This window comes from Trichocoleus sp. DQ-U1 (genome assembly GCF_039961925.1).
Classification (GTDB): Bacteria; Cyanobacteriota; Cyanobacteriia; order Cyanobacteriales; family FACHB-T130; genus FACHB-T130.
In genome coordinates this window covers 17,902-36,817 of the sequence record NZ_JAMPKB010000040.1, presented here as the reverse complement: position 1 = coordinate 36,817, position 18,916 = coordinate 17,902, and the positions used below count along the sequence as shown (strand labels likewise).

Sequence of the window (18,916 nt, the reverse complement as noted above, 5' to 3'; positions counted from 1 at the left end):
CACTTTTGCTTATAGTTTTGTAACGTTGTATCGTTAACGCTCTATACTCAATGTGGATAAAAAACCGTGGAGAATAACTCTCTCTAAAGTCTGAAAATTAGCTCGGTCTAAAGTTAAGAAATTAAACAAAAAGGCGATCGCTAAAACCTACTAAAATTAAGTATTAATACTCAATATCTCAATAAACTGCGAATCCACAATCTAAAATAGAGATGACCTTAAGCTGTCAACAACTTCTTCAAAAACATACTCAAGTTTGGCACCAAGCAACGGTGCATCCTTTCCTAGTGCAGTGCAAATTAGGAACCATTCAGCCGCAGCAATTTAACACCTGGCTGGTACAAGATTATCTTTTTGTAGTAGAGTTCACACGGATGGTGGCACAAATTTTGGCAGTTGCGCCGCCCGCTCATTTTGATGTCATTCTGAGTGGATTAGTCGCACTGAAAGAGGAACTCAACTGGTTCAAAGCAAAAGCCTCTCAACGACAATTGAATCTCAATACCCAAAAACAACCAACTTGCACAAAATACTGTGATTATATGCACAGTCTTTCGGCAATGCCACACCCAGTTCAAGCGACAGCACTATGGGCAATTGAGCTTGCTTACAATCAAGGTTGGCAATTACCAGGAGTCATGCCAGATCCCTATGCTGAGTTTGCCGACCGCTGGGGAAATCCAGGTTTTACGGAATATGTAAAACTCTTGGAACAGCAAGCAGATGAAGTGCTGCAAACTGCGTCAGAAACCGTTCAGCATCAAGCCGAAGAAGCCTTTTTAAAGGTGGCTGAATTAGAGCAGGATTTCTGGCAGATGGCTTTTAATGCAGCACGGTAGATGAAAAGGGTAAAAAGAAGCCTATAAAGGCTAATCCATGTAATCGTTTGTAATATCAAGATCGTCCGGATTATTTGAAGCAACTGGGCGGTTTCCAGCTATATGCATTGTCTCATCAATCCGAAGATTGCTAGAGCCAATTGGACGGTGCCCATCTACGTCAACAGTGCCCTGAACTTGAAAATCATTTGAAGTAATTGGGCGCTTTCCATCAATGTCCACGGTTTCACGAACCTGAATATCGCTTGGATCAATCGGTCGGTGTCCATCTACGTCAAGGGTGTCCTCAAACTGAAGATTACTAGAGGTAATCGGTCGGTGTCCATCTACGTCAAGAGTGTCTTCAATCTGAATATTATCTGGCGCGATTGGACGCTTCCCATCTATATCAATCGTGTGAGGAACCTGTTTTGGTTCGCTAGGTGAAGGAGAGGCAATATTTTTCTCCTGATTATTTCCCTTTTTTGGATTATCTCTGTTCATATTGTGACCTCTTACTTTACGCCTATGTTATTTATAACGTAATACAAGCTATAAAGAGCTTGTATTTGCTGATAATTGATTTAATTATACAATTTGTTTTGAAAGTATTCGTGAAAAATGGCAGCGATGAATCTAAAGAAACCTTTGTACGCTACAAATTACGGCGCTGCCTATATTGGTGATTCGCTTGAATTGCTAGACTGCCTTGAATCTGACTCAATCGATCTAGTAATGACCTCTCCTCCATTTGCTTTGCTACGCGAAAAAAGTTATGGAAATGTTGAGCAAGAAGCCTATATCGATTGGCTATTTGCCTTCTGTCGAAAAGTGCATCGCGTATTATCACCGCAGGGAAGTTTTGTCATCGATCTGGGTGGTGCTTATCAAAGTAAACGTCCAGTGCGATCGCTCTACAATTACCGGATTTTAATTAAACTCTGCGATCAGCTAGATTTTCGCTTAGCTGAGGAGTTTTTTTGGCACAACCCTTCTAAGTTACCTTCGCCGATTGAATGGGTGAATAAACGTAAGATCCGCGCGAAGGATTCTGTCAATACTGTCTGGTGGTTGTCAAAAACTGACTATCCTAAAGCGAATGTGAGTAACGTACTTGTTCCTTATTCGGAACGAATGAAAAAGCTACACGAGAATCCTGAAAAATACTATAAACCCAAAGCACGTCCTTCAGGTCACGATATTGGATCGGGTTTTGCTACTAATAACGGCGGTGCCATTCCCTCCAACTTGTTGCAAATTCCTAATAGTGAAAGCAATTCTCGATACATTCAACTTTGCAAAGCCGTTGGAATTGCTGCACATCCGGCGCGGTTTCCGCAAAAACTGCCGAGGTTTTTTATTAACTTCCTCACCGATCCAGGAGATACAGTCCTCGATATTTTTGCTGGATCGAATACGACTGGCGCGGCGGCTGAGGCTTTGCGACGGCGTTGGATTGCTTTTGAGCAAAATCCGTCTTATTTAGCTGCTTCTGCTTTCAGATTTTTAGAGGATAACCAAAGTATTGAGGCAGCTTCAGCGCTATTTAAAAAACTGGTGGCAAAGCCCGAAATAAGCAATATTTCTTAGTTTAGCGATCGCTACTTAAAATTAAAGTACTTCTGCTTCTTCAAAAACCTGTTTTGGTGTGATTTCCAATCCAGGAAATAATGAATCTATAATTGGTGCGCTATCAGTGTAGAGTTGACTTGTTTTATCTGGAGAAAAGACTCTAATACTTATGGCTTCAGGATCTACAATCCAAACTCGTAACACACCAGTATCAAAGTAGTCCTTAGCCTTGTCTTCAAATTCTTTTAAAGTTTGGTCTGGGGAAATAATCTCAATTGCCAGTTCAGGAGCCACAGGACAGGCTTCGTTACGCTTCCCACTAGCGGGTAGCCGTTCATAAGAGATGTACGTTACATCAGGTACAGGTGCCCAATCCTGACCATTCCGTTTCAACAGCACCGCCCACTCTTGAACAACTCGTCCACGCCCTTTGCACCAGGCACGAATCAGAACCATCAAAGCAAACTGTACAGTTGAATGAAAGTATTTTGGAGACACTTTAGGCACTACCTGACCATCTATAAATTCATAGATTACATCCCCTTCTGGCAAAGCCAGAAAGTCTTGTAGTGTGAGCTTGGTTCCAGTGCCTACCATGACCCTAAGCTACCTAAGCAGGTGATAAATAAACTTATTATACAAAAGCTTTTGATGGCTAGGTGACGCTCGCATAGAGCGTACCACTTGTGCTATATGCTTCGAGCTAGATGCGTCAGAACAGTAAATCTGTAGCAGCGTCAAAGGATTACAGTTTTAAAATTAGATAAAGTAAAGATAGAGTGTTTTTGTTCTACTATAGTTTGTTTGTGGCATATTCCTAGCCACATCAATCAATCATCCGAAGGGATTAGAAAAGGAGAAACTATGACTCGCGCGATTATGGAAACCGACAAAGGCACAATCAATTTGGAGCTGTTTGACAAAGATGCACCGAACACGGTGAAAAATTTTGTTGACTTATCTGAAAAAGGGTTTTACGACGGTCTTAATTTCCACCGAGTCATCCCTAACTTTATGATTCAGGGCGGCTGTCCGCAGGGAACGGGAACAGGTGGTCCAGGTTACAAAATCAACTGTGAAATTAACCCCAATAAGCATCAGGCAGGAAGTTTATCAATGGCTCATGCGGGGCGCAATACGGGTGGAAGTCAATTCTTTATCTGTCACGCTCCTCAACCCCATTTAGACGGACAACACACAGTTTTTGGTAAAACTGAAGACATGAATGTAGTCAATGCGATTCGTCAGGGAGACAAAATTCTTTCTGTCAAGATTGAACGATAGTCTAAATGGCTTTTTAGCCGGAAGGAAGCGCTTCCTTCCGGCTTCGTTACTATCAATTGATGCTCGTTACAGTCTGAAGAGGGGTAACTTCATTCAGTTCGGGTTCAGCTACCTGAAGATGTTGCTCTAAAAGCGCCAAGTTACGGATATTTGACTTGTAGTATGCATCGAACAAGTCTCCCACCAAAGGCACCGAGCCGACTGTGGCTTCTAAGGCAATATTAAATATCATCTTTTGTAGGATTTCACGCGGTAAGCCGAAGCGGGCGGCTAAATAGATGATGTAAGCCGAAAACCCGGTGCTGATGATATCTCCGGCACCTGGAATCAGACCAATAATTGGGTCTAAACCAATACGAAAGCCGATGCCTGGGATTCGGATTGCATTATCCATCAGGCGGCTAAGTCTGCGGATGTGGTTGAGATTTTCGAGACGTTCAAGTGTGTTCATATTTCTAATTTTTGCACGAGGAATCCGCTGCATCTTATACCGTGAGAAGGAAAATTTCTTTTCTGGAATCATCCTAAAGTTAGTGGAACTGTCTGCCTAAAGTCAGAGATGTTTAATTTTAAGATTCCTTTATCTGAAGCCATGCTGAACTCCCCAACGCAAGACCTTCTTTTTATTTGCACTCAATTTCTGGCACAAAATCCCCAAAAACGTTTGCAGAGTCTCAAAGACTTGGGGATAGCGCGTTATGCTGATTTTTTAACTAAAATGCCATTAACAGAAGCAAATGTAGCTTGCGTAATGCATTTTTTTAGAGATACAAGTCGCGTGAAGTTCCCGAATCTTAGGGGAGCGGATTTATCTAACTTGAAGTTAGATGGCGTTAACTTTATCCGGGGTAATTTATTGGGGGCAAATTTGAGGGGAAGCAGTTTATTAGAAGCCGACCTTTTATTTGCCAATTTCACTGGAGCAGATTTGAGAAATGCGGATTTGAGGGGTGCAACTCTTAATGAGACAATATGGTCAGGTGCGGTGGTAGAAGATTGCAATTTTGGAAAAGGAATTGGGTTAACGGAGCAGCAGCGCAGAAACCTAAAAAGTCTCGGTGCTAGGTTTAATTAGCACCGGCGGCTCATCCGAGTTTTGGATGTTTAGCAACCGCTGTAGAGCGTTGGGTTGAACGATAGTGAAACCCAGCAGACAGCTTAATTTAGTGCCATTTATTTTAAATCTAATTGCTAATTTTTGCCGTTTTTGATCCCTGTCTGCACTTTCCAAAGGCTGGCATAAATTCCTTGGTCTTCTAATAGTTGTTCGTGTCGTCCTTGCTCTACTAAGAAGCCTTGTTCCATCACATAGATACAATCAGCATTCCGGACGGTGGAGAGGCGATGAGCGATCGCTATCGTGGTGCGATTGACGGTAATTCGTTCTAGCGATCGCTGAATGGCTGCTTCTGTCTCATTGTCTACGGCGGAGGTGGCTTCATCCAGAATCAGAATCGGCGGATCTTTCAAAACGGCACGCGCGATCGCAATCCGCTGTCTTTGCCCACCTGACAACTTTTGTCCCCGCTCACCCACAATCGTGTCGTAGCCTTGGGGAAGTTGCATGATAAAGTCTTGAGCCTCAGCAATTTTAGCTGCTTCTATTACCTCAGCTTCAGTCGCATCAGGACTGCCGTAGGCGATATTTTCTTTCACCGTGCCGTGAAATAAGAAGACATCCTGACTGACTAAACCAATACAGGAACGCAAATCTCTTAACTTCAAATCGCGTAAATCAATCCCATCGAGTGTAATGGTTCCAGACTGAATTTCATACAACCTCAGCAACAGTTTCACTAAGGTACTCTTGCCCGATCCAGTAGAACCGACAATGGCGATTGTTTTACCTGCGGGAATGTGTAAAGAGAGATTTTGAATGACTGGATTTCGCCCATTGTAGGCAAAAGTGACATCTTTTAATTCCATTTCACCCCGCACTGAAGCGACGGGTAAGGAAATGTGTCCCGAATGAATCGCAATCGGTGTATCCAGCAGATTCATCACCCGATTTGTAGAAGCCATTGCCCGTTGATATTGATCGAGCGTTTCTCCCAATCTCGTCAAAGGCCAGAGCAACCGCTGGGTTAGAAATACCAATACACTGTAAGTGCCCACAGACAATCTACCAGCAGCGGCGTCCATCCCGCCGATTAACAGTGTTGCCGTGAATCCGACTAAAATAATGATGCGAATCAAAGGGACAAAAGCAGACGAGAGGGCGATCGCTCTCCGGTTACTTTGTCGATAAGCCTCACTTTCGACTGCCATCCTGCTCGCTTCATAGTCTTCCGTGACAAAGCTTTTAATCGTCGTCATTCCGCTCAAATTATTCGAGAGGCGACTGTTGAGCAGACTGACTTTTTCCCGAATCTCAGCATAGCGGGGGGCAAGGCGATGCTGAAAGACAATCGAACCCCACAGCACAAACGGCATTGGCAGCATCGCCATCCAAGCCACGCTGGGAGCCAGAATAAAGAAGGCACCACCAATAATTACAACCGTTGTCGCTACTTGGAGGATTTCATTCGCGCCTCGATCCAAAAAGCGTTCCAGCTGATTGATATCGTCATTTAGGATAGACATCAAACCGCCAGTGCTGCGCTCTTCAAAATAAGCCAGTTCCAGTTCTTGGATATGGCTGTAGGCATTGAGGCGCAAGTCGTGTTCAATATCCTGGGCTAGATTGCGCCAAAGCAGGGCATAGGCGTACTCAAAGATAGACTCCAGCCCCCAGATGATGAAGCTGAGGAAGCTGAGGATCAGGAGTTGCCAAAAAATATCTTTGACGCCAAATTGAGCGATCGCTGAGTCTTGTTGCTTCACCACCACATCCACCGCTGCACCGATCAAGGCGGGTGGGGCTAAGTCAAAGATTTTATTGAGAATTGAGCAAACTGTCGCCTGCCAAATTTGGGCACGATAGTTGCGTCCATAGTCAATCAGACGCTTGAGGGGATGCGCCTTTTGGCTGCTTTGGATTTGATTGCGGGATTTTTTACGGGACAAAATGAGAGTACGCGACGATAGTTACACCAGATTTTAACCACTGTAACAATTATCCATCTGACATCCCACGACTCTCTGATAGCAGGGGCGATCGCTATAGTGAAGTCTTTGACCGTGCTGCCCTTGCCATCCTGCTATCAGATGGCTGAGATAGCTCTCTCGATCTCGCGGATGGTTTGCAGCGGAACCTTTACGTCAGAACTAAAGCGTCTGGCTGTTCTTGAGTGTGAAGAAAAGTACGATGACAAAGCTTATCAATGCGAGCGTTTTTACATTCTAACTACCAATATATTCATTGTCAGTTTGTAGGTTCAGAGACATTGTCGCTAGTTGCCGCTTCATACTGAGCCATATACTCACTACAGAGTTTTTCTAGAAATTTCTGCACATCCGCAATATCTTTTACATAGCATTCAGAACTGACAATATCAAACACCTCAGTTTCTCCCCGCGATGCTGCTTCCATTCCTACTTTTATCGCTGAAAAATATGACTGATGATAGTCAGGATTGTGGGCAGTTACAAAAATCATCTCTGTGACACCCTCTTCAACTGACTGATCTGAAAAATATCCACTAAGAATGTCTTTTAAAGTTATTTGCCAACTCATGTCTGCTGCACTTTTTTACTGAGGAAACGCTGTCTGAATAACATAACCACCCTTACCATCTGACTTGAGAACAACCCTGACATTATGTAACTCAGTTGGTATTGCTTCTACTGTACCTGTAGGAGAGCGATAATACCCCTGACCTAAATTTCCCAATCCGGGAGAGTGGTCAAATGACTTATTGACTCCCGCAGGTGGATTTGTTTTCAGCCAAGCTTCGATTTCGGCTTTCTTAGCATCGATAGTTTTGCCAATTGCCGTTTCCATCGTGGCGCGGTCTGTAAACTTTGTTGCCTGCTTCATGTTTGGGTTATCATGAAGCCTTTTTTCCACTTCAGCCAGATCCTTCCCCGGACCATGTTCTTTCAGAGGGTGAGCTTTAGGTCCGAGTGCCTCAGGACCATACTGACCGTTCTTCATAGGTACAGGAATTTGTTTTCCTTCAGTTGCCATTAGTCCGCCTGGTTGCGAAAGCTGGGTATGCGCTCCTTCTTCAAATATGGGAGCCTCAACTACCTTCGCCGCATCGCCAACTTCCGTTGATACCCTCGCTGCATCATCGACCTTATCGCCGACCTTGCCTAAATCTTCCACTTTGTCCGTAACTTTACCGACATCGCCAACCTTGTCTGCCACATTTGCAGCTTTTGCAGCCTTGCTTCCCTTGGCAAGCTTATCTACACCTTTAGTTCCAACCAACATGGAGATGGCTTCAAAAGTTCCCCGACCAATAGCCTCTCCTGGACGACCATTTTCCCAAGCTTCGACATAGGGAGCTTTAATCCCCTCCCAGACGAGCGACGGATTATTGACCACTGCTTGAGTTGTTGACTTGAGATGATTCCACGTGCCTTGAGAGGCTGCCGGGTTAGTTAGCCAACCGCCAGTCAAATTCCATGCTCCTTTTGCCATTGAGCCGATACCAGTTACAGTGTCCTTTCCGCCCTCGTATAGTCCACTAAAGAAGTCACCTGCGTGTCCAAAGAAGGATTTAGAGTCATCCTTGTTCTGAGGCTGGCGTTGGATCACCGGAATGACTGAAGAAGCTGCCAGAGGCTTCATCTGTTGTAGCGGCTTCTCTTTTGCCTCAGAAGCTTTCCGTTGGAGGCTCGACGTAATTGAGGTAGCCGCTGGCTTTATTTGCTCTAGCACTTCCTCTTCTGCTGACGCTTCCTGTTGGATGACCGAGGCCATTCTGGCGAGTAAGGGGTTGGGTCTCACCCACCCTGCTTCCTTGGTTTGGCATTGCACAATTGGGGTAATTCTTTTGGTGAAGAGGTTGGATTCAGGAAACACCGCTGCTGTGTGAGAAGAACGCTGAATGTTTTGGGCGATCGCATTCCCAAAAAGTTTCCTTTGTAACTGAGGATTGGCAGTTTCCGGCATTGCCATCACCTGTTCTGCCATTGGATTGGCTTCTTGCTCGTATTCATTGCTGGGAGTGCCGATGACGAGTTTCCGCTGCACAAAGGGCGGTGGAGCGCCAGATATCTTCACCTGATTGAAGTCAAAGCCATACCGAGAAGCTCTTTCTAGCTGGGTTTGCCAGTCCGGGGGCGGTTCGGATGTCGCTTGGGCTGCTGTGGCGTTGGATGGTGCGGCTGCGCTATTGTCCGCGAAAGGACGCGATCGCAAAAACTCAGGCTGTGCGGACGTGGAAGTGGGAACTGGTGTTGATGAAGCTTTAGTCTGGGTCGGCGCTATTTCACTCATTGACTCAGCCCTCTTGTAATTTTTGCACTTGCGATCGCTTTCTCTTCAATTTGGCAGATTGCTTCCCAGGATTCCACCAATCTTGCTGCCCAATCTTTTTTTTCATCTTTCCCAAGATAGATTTTTAAAACGATTTTATGGATGAGTCAAGTAGACAGGCTCAACAGGAATTCCAAGGCGTTTTTCGGAACCAAGAGCGAGAAGTGCCTGCTGGATTTTGCTTTTCTTTGACTTGCGCTTCTAGTTTTCTTCTCTATCTCAAGACATACATAGAGCTGCAAAACAATCCATAACCAATTCACCGCCGTATTTCTTTTAGTCAAAAAAATCAAAAAGGGAATCCTTCCGATTCCACTGAGGTAGAAGTCGCCAATGAAAAAACTAGCGCAGATAGCAGCAATATCGGTACTGGTTACAGGGTTATCATCAGCTCATGCCCAAGCTGCCACCTTCACAGAGAAAAGTGATGCTGGGAAGACTCTAAATACAGCCAAAATTATCCCATCAGGGTCGCAAATACTAGAGTTTATTACTGGGGCACTTTCTAATAATGATGCTGACTTATTCCAAGTTTTTCTGACAGGAGGACAGACATTCTCGGCGACAACACTTAGCCTGGATACGATAGTAGGACTACCAGTTGATAATGTTTTAGGTGCCCCGACAGAGCTGCTTGAAGATCCGCAGTTATTCTTGTTTGATGCGGCTGGTAAGGGCATGTATGGAAATGACGATATCCCCGGCTTAAATTCACAATCAGTTCTATCATCAGGTGGTTTTTCTCCTACTGAATCTGGTATTTACTATTTAGCCATTGCCAGCTCTGGTTACGATCCTGTAAGTGCATCTGGGAAAATTTTCTCGGCTGGAGCAGATGGAGTTTTAGAACCGACGGGTTCGGGTGGAAATCTTTCCTTGAGCGGCTTTACAGGTACAAGCGCTACCAGTGGACGCTACGCGATCGCGCTAACCGGAGTTACAACTAGCGCTGAAAGTAGCACTGCAAGCATTCCCGAACCGTCTGCAACATTAGGCATTTTAGCTTTGGGTACTTTAGGCGCAGTTTCTCAGCTAAAAAACAACAGAAAGAAGCAAAAATTCACTAACTGAGTTTCCAGCATTCTCTAGTTGGTTATTGAGGAAAGGTGCAATCGCGCCTTTATTCGTGGGACGCCAATAAAACAACAGTAATTTGTTTTATCCCTGTATTTTTGATAATTGCGATTTCCTCAATGCAGAGGTTAGGGAAAAAGCGAATATCTAGTGGAAATGAAATCGCCAAACAAGTTAAAAATCAATTTTTAACTTTCGGAAGAATCCATAAACAGCTCTGAGTCGTACTTCTTTTAATCCAAGCGATTCAAAAGAACCTCAACATTCCCATTCCGCACCAAGCAGTGACTGAATGGATACATCTTTAGGAAAAACTGAAATGAAGCAAAAAACTTGTGTTCCTGTGAAAGAAACTGCGGCTCCTCTCAACAAAATTGCGACTTCCCGTAAAAAACCTTCGCGTCGCTTTGGTTTAAGAAACCCAATCGGATTGGGCGTACTTGTTATAGGATTAGCTTTGTTCGCTGGGATGACACCTCTCTATCTCAAAGCTTCTGACCATGATGATGGTGAGGTAGATGCTAAGGGACGTAATCTTAATTTAACTGACCTGTTTGTATTCCGGGAAAAAGATCAGAACCCGAATGCGTCTCAAAACGACCTGGTCTTGATTATGAATACGAACCCGCGATCGCTAGCGCGTCAGCAGTATTACTTTAGTACCAGAGCGAAGTACGAGTTCAAAGTGTCGCGGGTGGGGAATAATGACGCCACTCCCACGGGTAAGGAAGACGTGGTTCTGCAATTCACCTTTAGCCCACCGGATGCAAATCGCCAACAAACCATTACGATGACCGCCATCCGGGACGGTGCAATTGTTCTCCAAACCAAGAACCTCCGCACCACGCCGCTAAATCCTAACCCCAGTGCGCCGCCAATTGTTAATCAGGTATCCGGCGGTGGCGCTAACTTAGCCGTATTTGCTGGACTGCGGGAAGATCCATTCTTCTTCGACGTTGAGCAATATTTCCGGGTTCGCGCTGCTTTTCTTGGCATCGGTCCCGCAGTTTCTGGGTTCCGTCCACCCGAACAAGCTATTGATTTTACCAAAGGATACAACGTCAACGCGATCGCAGTCCGAGTACCGATTAAATTCTTACAAGGCTCGACCTCCGCAACCACTTTTGATGTCTGGGAAACAATTTCAGTGCCCGGAGCAAACGGCAAATTTACTCAGTTTGAGCGACTAGCTCGACCGGCGATCAACGAGGGTCTAGTCGTCACAAACGACTTCCTGAACGCCCTAAACACCGTCAGTCCTGGTTTTGAAGCTGCTGCTTTGGCGGGTCAACAACCGGCTGCGAATATCGCAGGGCCAATCGTCGGAGAAGCGAAAAAGACGCTGCTAGCTTTTGGGAATACCGAGCAACGAGCGAACGCCTTGTTGGGTGCCTTTCTACCAGACGTGATGCGAATCGACACTAGGGGACCCAGCGGATACGCCAACGCCCTGAATGCCAAAGGTAGCCCGATTCGGGGTCGCTTGATAAAAGATGATGTCATCGACATTACCTTAAGCGTCGTCACCGAGGGGAAAGTTACGAGTGATAACGTGTCCTACGACGGCGCACCGGGTAATCCAGCACAAGGACACAAGCCGTTACAACCCGCATTCCCCTATTTGGCTCTCCCCAACTAGGTCAGGAGTGATGAACTGCGTACATTATCAGTGATGAAAATCTAACCTCCTTCTCACCTCTCCCTAACCCTCTCCCAAGAGGAGAGGGAAGCCCAATCAATCTTTTTTACGGGGGAGGGGGAATCACTGAAAACCCGTCCCCTACTAAGGGATGGGTTGGGGGAGAGGTTAACCGAGCTTAGAGACAGAAGCATGAAACGTGCTGAGTATTACAAATCCGAAAACTTGAAAGGTGGGTTGAGTGGGCGTCTTGTGCTGAAGCGTTGGTGGATACCGTTCTTAGTGGCGCTACCGATTGCCGGAGTTTTGGGAGGCTGGCGTTTGTGGAATCCCAGTGCTGAACTCGACGCTCCTTATCGTTATCCCTTTTCCCAATCACCCTCAGACAATATCACCACTGCTTTGGGACGGGAAATTGCTTTTTATCAAGAACGGATTCGGCGAAATCCAGGGGACGGACTGGATCGAACCTCCTTAGCCAAAGCCTATTTAAAGATGGCTCGTGCGACGGGAGATGCAAATTGGTATCTCATGGCAGAGCAGTCGGCAAAGCGATCGCTCGCTAATTTATCCTTTGATAATCAAGGTGCCATTCTGGTGCTGGCTCGGATTGCGGAAGCGAAACATGACTTCACAGAAGCGATTCGCTTGGCAAAACAGGTACTGCAAGCCGAGTCTGGAAATGAAGATGCACTCTCGCTGCTGGTTACGTCAAACTTGGCAATGGGCAAGGTGGATGAAGCCAACCGCGTCGCCAATGCTTTAGTAGATAAAATCCCCACGTTAGGCTCCTTGACACTTAGGGCTTTGGTAAAAGTTGCACAAGGTCAAGATGCAGCAGCTATTCAAGATTTCCAGCATGCTCTAGCAGCTGAAGAACCAGGCGAGACAGGTAGTTCTGCTTGGACGCGGACGTTGCTGGGTCGGTTTTACTTCCAGCGAGGCAACCATCAACTTGCCAAAGAACTTTACCAGGAAGTTTTACGCATCCTGCCGCGATATCCCTTGGCATTAGTCAATCTGGCAGAATTAGAGACTCGACTCGGAGAGTATCGAGCCGCGGAGCGTTATTACTCCCAGGTCTTCGTTTCCCCAACCTACCAGAATGTGTTCGATCACGTTGCCTTGCAGGGCATGGCACGGGTGAAGCATTTGCAGGGCGACCAGTCAGGCGCTCAGGAGTTATGGGACAAAGCCGAAGCGTTAATCCGCCAGCATCAAAATATCACTTCCTTTGGACATAGGCGCGAACTGGCACGCCTGTTACTGGAACGAGGGCGTTCCGAGGACTTAGCTGAAGCGTTTTCCCTAATGCAGGCAGAAGTCGCTATCCGCCGCGATGCAGAGACACTGGATACTCTAGCTTGGGCGCTTTGCCGTTCGGAACGCTGGCGGGAAGCTCAGCAAGTTGTTAGTGAGGCTTTAGGGCGAGGCACTCGTGACGCGGCAATTTTTGCTCGCGCGGGCACGATTGAGCAAGCACTGGGGAATCGCTCTGAGGCGATCGCTTATTTCCAAAAAGCTCAAGAAATTGACCCGACTTTTGACGAACAGACACAGCGATCGCAAAGACTTAACTCAAATTCTGCAACCGAGGTGAATCAATGAACGCAAAGTGGCGTCGATACGGCACGCTGAGCCTGCTGTCGTTTTTGGGAGCGATATTACTTTGGTTCGCTGCTGCTACCCCCAGTTACTCTCACTGGGCTGATTTATCAGTAGCTGAGATTATGGTGGGCGAGACTGAAACTCAAATGACACTTACCTTCCCTACAGGGTTGATGGCATTTGCAGACGACAACCAGGATAGTCAGCTGTCACCCGATGAAGTCCGCACTCATCAAACTCAGTTGCAGACATTCTTAAGCGATCGCATCCGCCTCAGCGATAACCAGAAGCAAAAAGCTACCCTAACCATTAACGCATCAGAGACCAGCGCCCTACCGCCAAACTTGAAAGTTACCACGGGCACCCACAGCAGCTTACAGCTCACCTACAACTGGTCTCAGCCGGTTCAAGGACTCCAGATCCACTACAATCTATTTCTGCCTGGAGTGCCAACCGCCACTTGCCTTGCAACGATTCTGCATTCCGGACAGGTGCAAAACTTTATCTTCAGCCCCAAAAACCAGACATTTTCATTAATGCCGCCTGGGTTGGCGTGGCTTAACGGGGGAAGCTTGCTGATTGCGATCGCTGGCTCGTTTGCGTGGGGTGCCATGCACGCCCTCTCTCCCGGTCACGGCAAGACGATTGTGGGAGCCTACTTGGTGGGTTCTCATGCTACCCCGAAACACGCCCTATTTTTAGGGTTAGCAACGACAATCGCCCATACTACCGGAGTGTTTGCCTTGGGTGCGATCGCGCAGTTCGCCTCACAGTACATCCTGCCCGATCAGTTATATCCCTGGCTCAGTGTCCTCTCCGGTTTGATGGTGGTGGCGATCGGTCTCAACTTGTTCATCAACCGCCTGCGGAGTCATCAAAGCGACAAATCAGCGACTGCACATCAGCATCTTAGCTTTTCAGCTTCCCAGCGCCATTCCCACAGTCATCACACCCACGACGATTCTCATCACCACCAACCTCATCACCACGACGATTCTCATCACCACCAACCTCATCACCACCATCACCCTCACGAACCTCATCACCACGGCGAACATTCTCACCACAACCACTCGCACTTACCCCCAGGTGCGGATGGAGCGCCCGTTACCTGGCGTAACCTGCTTGCCCTAGGTATTTCAGGCGGTTTGGTGCCGTGTCCTTCAGCCTTGGTTTTGCTGCTAAGCGCGATCGCACTTGGACGGATCGGCTTTGGACTGATGTTGGTGTTGACATTTAGTTTAGGACTCGCAGGCGTGCTAACTGGGTTGGGATTGCTACTCGTTTACAGCAAGCGCTGCTTCGATCGGCTACCGATTCAGATGCGGATTGTGAGGATTTTGCCTGCCGTAAGTGCATTAGTCATTGCCCTCCTGGGTGTAGGCATCACCACCCAAGCCTTGATGCAAACTGGGTTGGTTCGGCTATAAAGCGTGGCGTGTTAGCGATCGCTCCTATTGCATCGCTTGCCGAACCCGTTCTCTAAAAAATTGACATTTATCCCGCTAAGTAGGTATGGCGATCTAAATTGAATTATGAAATATTGGCAACAGTAATGAGTGATTTCCAATTTTCCATTGACCAAAGTTTTTTAGCCGTTTTTAATCTAATATTTCACCCATCAACTCAACCATTAAAACTTAAGAAAACCCAATGTTCAGATGCTTCCATTTAACAGCTACCGTATCTACTGCTCTCATTTCATTGTTTCCTGGTATAGCTTTTAGCCTCCCTTTACAGGCAGATTCTCCCTATCCAGTCGTGCCAGCTTCAAATATAGATATTCCGGTTTGCTATCTACAAACTGAAGATGGGAGAACTGTGGATCTCGGTAAATTATGCATTCAAGCTCCTGAAAATTCTCAGGCTCCTTTAAGTAGTAATTTTGGGGCTGGAAATTGCTACTTTGTTGACTCGGCTGGCAAACCCTGTAGAGCTTCTTCAGCCAGTAATCCTCAGCAATAACCGTCAAGAACTTGAATTGTTGAATAATACCAATTCACTGCTTTGATGCCACATTTACGAGTCCCCAATCCGGTTAAAAAGGGGGCAATATATGGATATGTGTCAGACATAAACTAACGACATAGGTTAGCGATACGACGTTCTTGCTGAGTCACCTGCCCTGAGCGGAGGTGGTTTGGGGCAAGCTGCACTATCAGTCAGTTGAAAAACCACTTTCCCAGTGAACTGACCCTAACTGAAATAGGTACTACCTGAGCAAGGCTTTGCAAAGTTTTTTTACAAGCGGTGTTCGTTCTTGGCTATTGACATCAAGCTTTGGATAGAAATATTTGATGAATGGAATTTATAGATGCCAATCGAAACAGTAGCCGGAACTTCTTTAAAGTATTACCTGCTATCCTTTGATGCCACAGGCAAAGAACGCAATGAATCTGGCGGGTTAATGAGCCAAAAAATCTTGGAAGCGCTGGCTAGCGAACCAATCACAGATGTATTCATCATGAGCCACGGGTGGTTGGGTGACGTTCCCGCAGCGCGATCTCAGTACAACGACTGGATTGGCGCAATGGCAGGGCAAACGGCTGATATTGAAAAAATCAAACAGGCGCGACCGGAATTTCGTCCCTTACTCATCGGACTGCACTGGCCCAGCAAGCCTTGGGGTGATGAAGAATTGACAAGTTCTTCGGTGTCCTTTGACGTGAACGACGAAGATCCAGTTGATCGGTTAGTCGATGAGTATGCCGATCGCATTGCCAACACTGAGGAAGCGCGGCAAGCCCTACAAATAATTCTCAGGTCGGCGATGGAAGACAGCGCACCCGATACCTTACCGCCAGAGGTACTGAGCGCCTACCAAGTGTTGAACCAAGAGGCTGGTTTGGGTAGCGAAGGTGAGGGTGGGGCACCAGGTTCGGATTGGGAAGGTTTCGATCCAGAAGCCATCTATGAAGCGAGTAAAGATGAACCAGTAAGTTTCAGCATCGACAGTAGTTCGGTCTTGGATAAGGTTTTAAACCCCCTGAGGTTACTGTCTTATTGGAAAATGAAAGATCGCGCTCGCCAAATCGGTGAAAGCGCCGGGTTCAACTTGTTAAAAGCACTTCAAGAGAAGGCTGCTCCAACTGTGAGGTTCCACCTGATGGGTCACAGCTTTGGATGCGTTGTTGTCTCTGCCATCCTGAACGGTTCGCAAGGGAAGGGCACGTTAGTCCGCCCAGTGGATTCTTTGGTGTTGGTACAAGGGGCTGTATCGCTCTGGTCTTACTGTTCAAAGATTTCATACGAACGCAATCATCCTGGTTACTTTCACTCAATCATCGCTCAAGGTAAAGTCGCAGGTCCGATCGTTACGACCCAATCTGAGTTCGACTATGCAGTCGGCAAGATATACCCCCTGGCTGGAAAGATTGTCTTTAGTAGTGTGGACTTTGCCCCCGGTCAATTGCCTAAATATGGCGGAATTGGCAGCTTTGGTCTAGGCGGAGATGACCTGGGAGCGGAAAACACGAATATGCTCCCCTGCGATGCCTCTTATGATTTTAAACCGGGCAAAATCTACAACCTAGAAAGCGGCAAGTTTATTTGTAACGTAGAGCTGGGAGGACCAACCAGTGGTGCCCATTGCGACATTGCCAAGCCGGAAGTCGCTCATGCCGTATGGTCGGCAGCTTATCCCATGTAACCGCTAGGGTTAGACCAAATTTATTTGCCTGCGATAACGGATAGAAACTCAGAAAGTCCCTGTTTTAAAGGTTTTTGGGGTTTTTATCTGTTTGGCTCAAAAATTAAATTCTTATTATTCGCCCAACCAACCAGGAACCAAAGAGATGTCTGAAGACCTGCTATTCTTCAATGGAATTGATGGAGCAAGCGGCGATTATTTGCTACCTCCTTTGAGCGCAGAGCAAGTATCTAAGATTGCCCAAGGTGAAGAATTCGATCCAGAACAATTAGAAGATATCCAGTTCAAAAAGCGACAAAAAGAAGAGCCTGACTTTGCTCCTATAGAGGGAGTAGACCCCAAAAACCTCGCAGAAACAGGTTGGGGAGTAATCTTCGCTTACGATGCCGATCCGGCAATCCGAGAGGCACTTAGCGAGCTGCTAGATCATCGCAAAAACCAAGCAACTCAGCAGCACGAGCATTACTACCAGGAATATAGCGGTGCTAAAGGTTATCGTTACGACAAAGCAAAAAATCAGTACGAGTCAAAAAATAAGTTTCTGTCGCGTCAGGGAGTAGGGCCAGGTCCTGCCGATCCAGATAAAATGCCTTACTACCTGATGATTGTCGGAGATCCAGTAACAATTCCCTATCGGTTTCAGTCTCAGCTTAGCGTTCAGTACGCTGTAGGTCGCATTTATTTTGATACGCCACAGGAGTACGCGCAGTACGCTCGCAGCGTAGTAGAAGCAGAAACTAGCAATCTATCCCTATCCCCTAGTGCTGCCTTTTTCGGTGTGTGCAACCCAGGAGATGCTGCCACTAATCTCAGCACTCAAGACCTAATTCAGCCGTTATCTGAATGGGTTGTTGAGGAACATTCCAACTGGGATGTGAAAACGATTATAAAAGAAGAAGCAACCAAAGCGCGTCTGGGACATCTGCTAGGAGGCAGCGAAACGCCTAGTTTGCTGTTCACTGCCAGTCACGGTATGGGTTTTCCCAACGGCGATCCGCGACAGATACCCCACCAAGGCGCATTGCTGTGCCAAGACTGGCCGGGTCGTGAATGGGGACGAAAACCGATTCCGGAAGATTTTTACTTTTCTGGGGATGATATTAGCGAACAAGCACGGCTGTTAGGGATGATTGCTTTTCACTTTGCCTGCTATGGTGCTGGTTGCCCCCAAAAGGATGAATTCGACGGTCACTCTAAATTTCTTTCCGAACGACCAGACATTGCGCCGTACCCGTTTCTTGCCCGCTTGCCGCAGAAACTCCTAAGCCATCCCAAGGGAGGTGCCCTGGCTGTCATCGGTCATGTCGATCGAGCGTGGGGTTGTTCTTTCTCTAGTTCAGATATTCGCGGTTCTAGTGCAGATCGCAGGCAGATAGCAGTTTTTCAAAGTAGCGTGAAGCGCCTGTTGGAAGGTCATCCAGTCGGATCGGCAGTGGAGTATTTTGATGAGCGCTATGCGGAAATCTCCTCCGACCTCAGCTCTGAGCTAGAAGAGATTAAGTTTGGTGCGGTTCCCAATAATCAGAGTTTAGCTGGGATGTGGACGGCTAACAATGACGCCCGCAACTATGCGATTATTGGCGACCCCGCAGTCCGCCTCGTGGTCAGTAGTAGTAAAGATGCGATCGCCGAGCGCCCTACGATTGAAACTGTGCATTTGCCTTCTAATCTGGCACAGGGTTCGGCTCAGGAAACTCCAGAGCAAGTGCCTGATGAAGCTGCCCTGAAGCAAGTTCAGACGCAACTCATCTCATCATTAGAGCAATTTGTCAATACCGTACAAAAAGCTCCGGCTGACAGTGCAGAAAGCTTGCAAACAGCAACATCAATCGCCACCAATCTCTTGAATGTTTTGAAGGGATTGAGTTAATAGCGATCGCACCTAAGTAAACTGCGGCGCGGTC

Annotated in this window: 17 protein-coding genes; 11 read left to right on the top strand and 6 right to left on the bottom strand. The window is 46.8% G+C overall.

The window, feature by feature from the left end; all coding sequences use genetic code 11:
• Positions 1-212: 212 nt before the first annotated feature.
• On the top strand, positions 213-839 hold the full coding sequence (locus NDI34_RS17300; protein WP_348233282.1) for a TenA family transcriptional regulator: 627 nt from the start codon (positions 213-215) through the stop codon (positions 837-839).
• 30 nt (positions 840-869) lie between these two features.
• Here the strand turns inward: NDI34_RS17300 and NDI34_RS17295 are convergent, their stop codons facing one another.
• Entirely contained in the window at positions 870-1,322 is a 453-nt protein-coding gene (locus NDI34_RS17295; RefSeq protein ID WP_348233281.1) for a hypothetical protein, read from the bottom strand.
• A 126-nt stretch (positions 1,323-1,448) separates the two neighbouring features.
• On the opposite strand from NDI34_RS17295, the gene NDI34_RS17290 reads away from it, so the two are divergent.
• A complete protein-coding gene (locus NDI34_RS17290) occupies positions 1,449-2,408 on the top strand; it encodes a site-specific DNA-methyltransferase (RefSeq protein WP_190985706.1) in 960 nt (319 codons plus the stop codon).
• A gap of 21 nt (positions 2,409-2,429) precedes the next feature.
• On the opposite strand, the gene NDI34_RS17285 is transcribed toward NDI34_RS17290, so the two are convergent.
• Positions 2,430-2,987 (bottom strand): Uma2 family endonuclease, encoded by a 558-nt coding sequence (locus NDI34_RS17285; RefSeq protein ID WP_348233280.1) that lies wholly within the window; start codon positions 2,985-2,987, stop codon positions 2,430-2,432.
• Between the two features lie 267 nt (positions 2,988-3,254).
• On the opposite strand from NDI34_RS17285, the gene NDI34_RS17280 reads away from it, so the two are divergent.
• Positions 3,255-3,674 carry a peptidylprolyl isomerase gene (locus NDI34_RS17280; RefSeq protein WP_190411505.1) on the top strand — a complete coding sequence of 140 codons (420 nt, stop codon included), beginning with the start codon at positions 3,255-3,257 and terminating at the stop codon, positions 3,672-3,674.
• 52 nt (positions 3,675-3,726) lie between these two features.
• Here NDI34_RS17280 and NDI34_RS17275 read toward each other — a convergent pair whose 3' ends face one another.
• Positions 3,727-4,125 carry a DUF4112 domain-containing protein gene (locus NDI34_RS17275; RefSeq protein ID WP_190411506.1) on the bottom strand — a complete coding sequence of 133 codons (399 nt, stop codon included), beginning with the start codon at positions 4,123-4,125 and terminating at the stop codon, positions 3,727-3,729.
• A gap of 141 nt (positions 4,126-4,266) precedes the next feature.
• On the opposite strand from NDI34_RS17275, the gene NDI34_RS17270 reads away from it, so the two are divergent.
• A complete protein-coding gene (locus NDI34_RS17270; RefSeq protein ID WP_348233291.1) occupies positions 4,267-4,749 on the top strand; it encodes a pentapeptide repeat-containing protein in 483 nt (160 codons plus the stop codon).
• Positions 4,750-4,865: 116 nt separating this feature from the next.
• Here NDI34_RS17270 and NDI34_RS17265 read toward each other — a convergent pair whose 3' ends face one another.
• From NDI34_RS17265 to NDI34_RS17255, 3 genes are all read right to left on the bottom strand, one after another.
• Positions 4,866-6,680, bottom strand: coding sequence for an ABC transporter ATP-binding protein (locus NDI34_RS17265; RefSeq protein WP_348233279.1), 1,815 nt, complete (start codon positions 6,678-6,680; stop codon positions 4,866-4,868).
• A gap of 298 nt (positions 6,681-6,978) precedes the next feature.
• The gene (locus tag NDI34_RS17260; protein WP_348233278.1) at positions 6,979-7,290 is read right to left on the bottom strand and encodes a hypothetical protein; all 312 of its coding nucleotides are present in this window, start codon (positions 7,288-7,290) and stop codon (positions 6,979-6,981) included.
• A gap of 15 nt (positions 7,291-7,305) precedes the next feature.
• The gene (locus tag NDI34_RS17255; protein ID WP_348233277.1) at positions 7,306-9,003 is read right to left on the bottom strand and encodes an RNase A-like domain-containing protein; all 1,698 of its coding nucleotides are present in this window, start codon (positions 9,001-9,003) and stop codon (positions 7,306-7,308) included.
• 372 nt (positions 9,004-9,375) lie between these two features.
• Between NDI34_RS17255 and NDI34_RS17250 the strand changes: the two genes are divergently transcribed.
• From NDI34_RS17250 to NDI34_RS17220, 7 genes are all read left to right on the top strand, one after another.
• Complete coding sequence (locus tag NDI34_RS17250) at positions 9,376-10,113, top strand: DVUA0089 family protein (RefSeq protein ID WP_348233276.1); 738 nt, start codon at positions 9,376-9,378, stop codon at positions 10,111-10,113.
• Between the two features lie 472 nt (positions 10,114-10,585).
• Positions 10,586-11,755, top strand: a complete 1,170-nt coding sequence (locus tag NDI34_RS17245; protein WP_348233290.1) for a DUF4331 domain-containing protein — start codon at positions 10,586-10,588, stop codon at positions 11,753-11,755.
• Positions 11,756-11,947: 192 nt separating this feature from the next.
• Positions 11,948-13,363 (top strand): tetratricopeptide repeat protein, encoded by a 1,416-nt coding sequence (locus NDI34_RS17240; protein WP_348233275.1) that lies wholly within the window; start codon positions 11,948-11,950, stop codon positions 13,361-13,363.
• A complete protein-coding gene (locus NDI34_RS17235; RefSeq protein WP_348233274.1) occupies positions 13,360-14,793 on the top strand; it encodes a sulfite exporter TauE/SafE family protein in 1,434 nt (477 codons plus the stop codon). Before NDI34_RS17240 ends, NDI34_RS17235 begins: the two co-directional genes overlap by 4 nt.
• A gap of 223 nt (positions 14,794-15,016) precedes the next feature.
• On the top strand, positions 15,017-15,328 hold the full coding sequence (locus tag NDI34_RS17230; RefSeq protein WP_190985702.1) for a hypothetical protein: 312 nt from the start codon (positions 15,017-15,019) through the stop codon (positions 15,326-15,328).
• A 349-nt stretch (positions 15,329-15,677) separates the two neighbouring features.
• Positions 15,678-17,012 (top strand): hypothetical protein, encoded by a 1,335-nt coding sequence (locus NDI34_RS17225; protein WP_190985701.1) that lies wholly within the window; start codon positions 15,678-15,680, stop codon positions 17,010-17,012.
• Between the two features lie 91 nt (positions 17,013-17,103).
• Positions 17,104-18,882, top strand: a complete 1,779-nt coding sequence (locus NDI34_RS17220; protein ID WP_348233273.1) for a hypothetical protein — start codon at positions 17,104-17,106, stop codon at positions 18,880-18,882.
• Positions 18,883-18,916 lie beyond the last annotated feature (34 nt).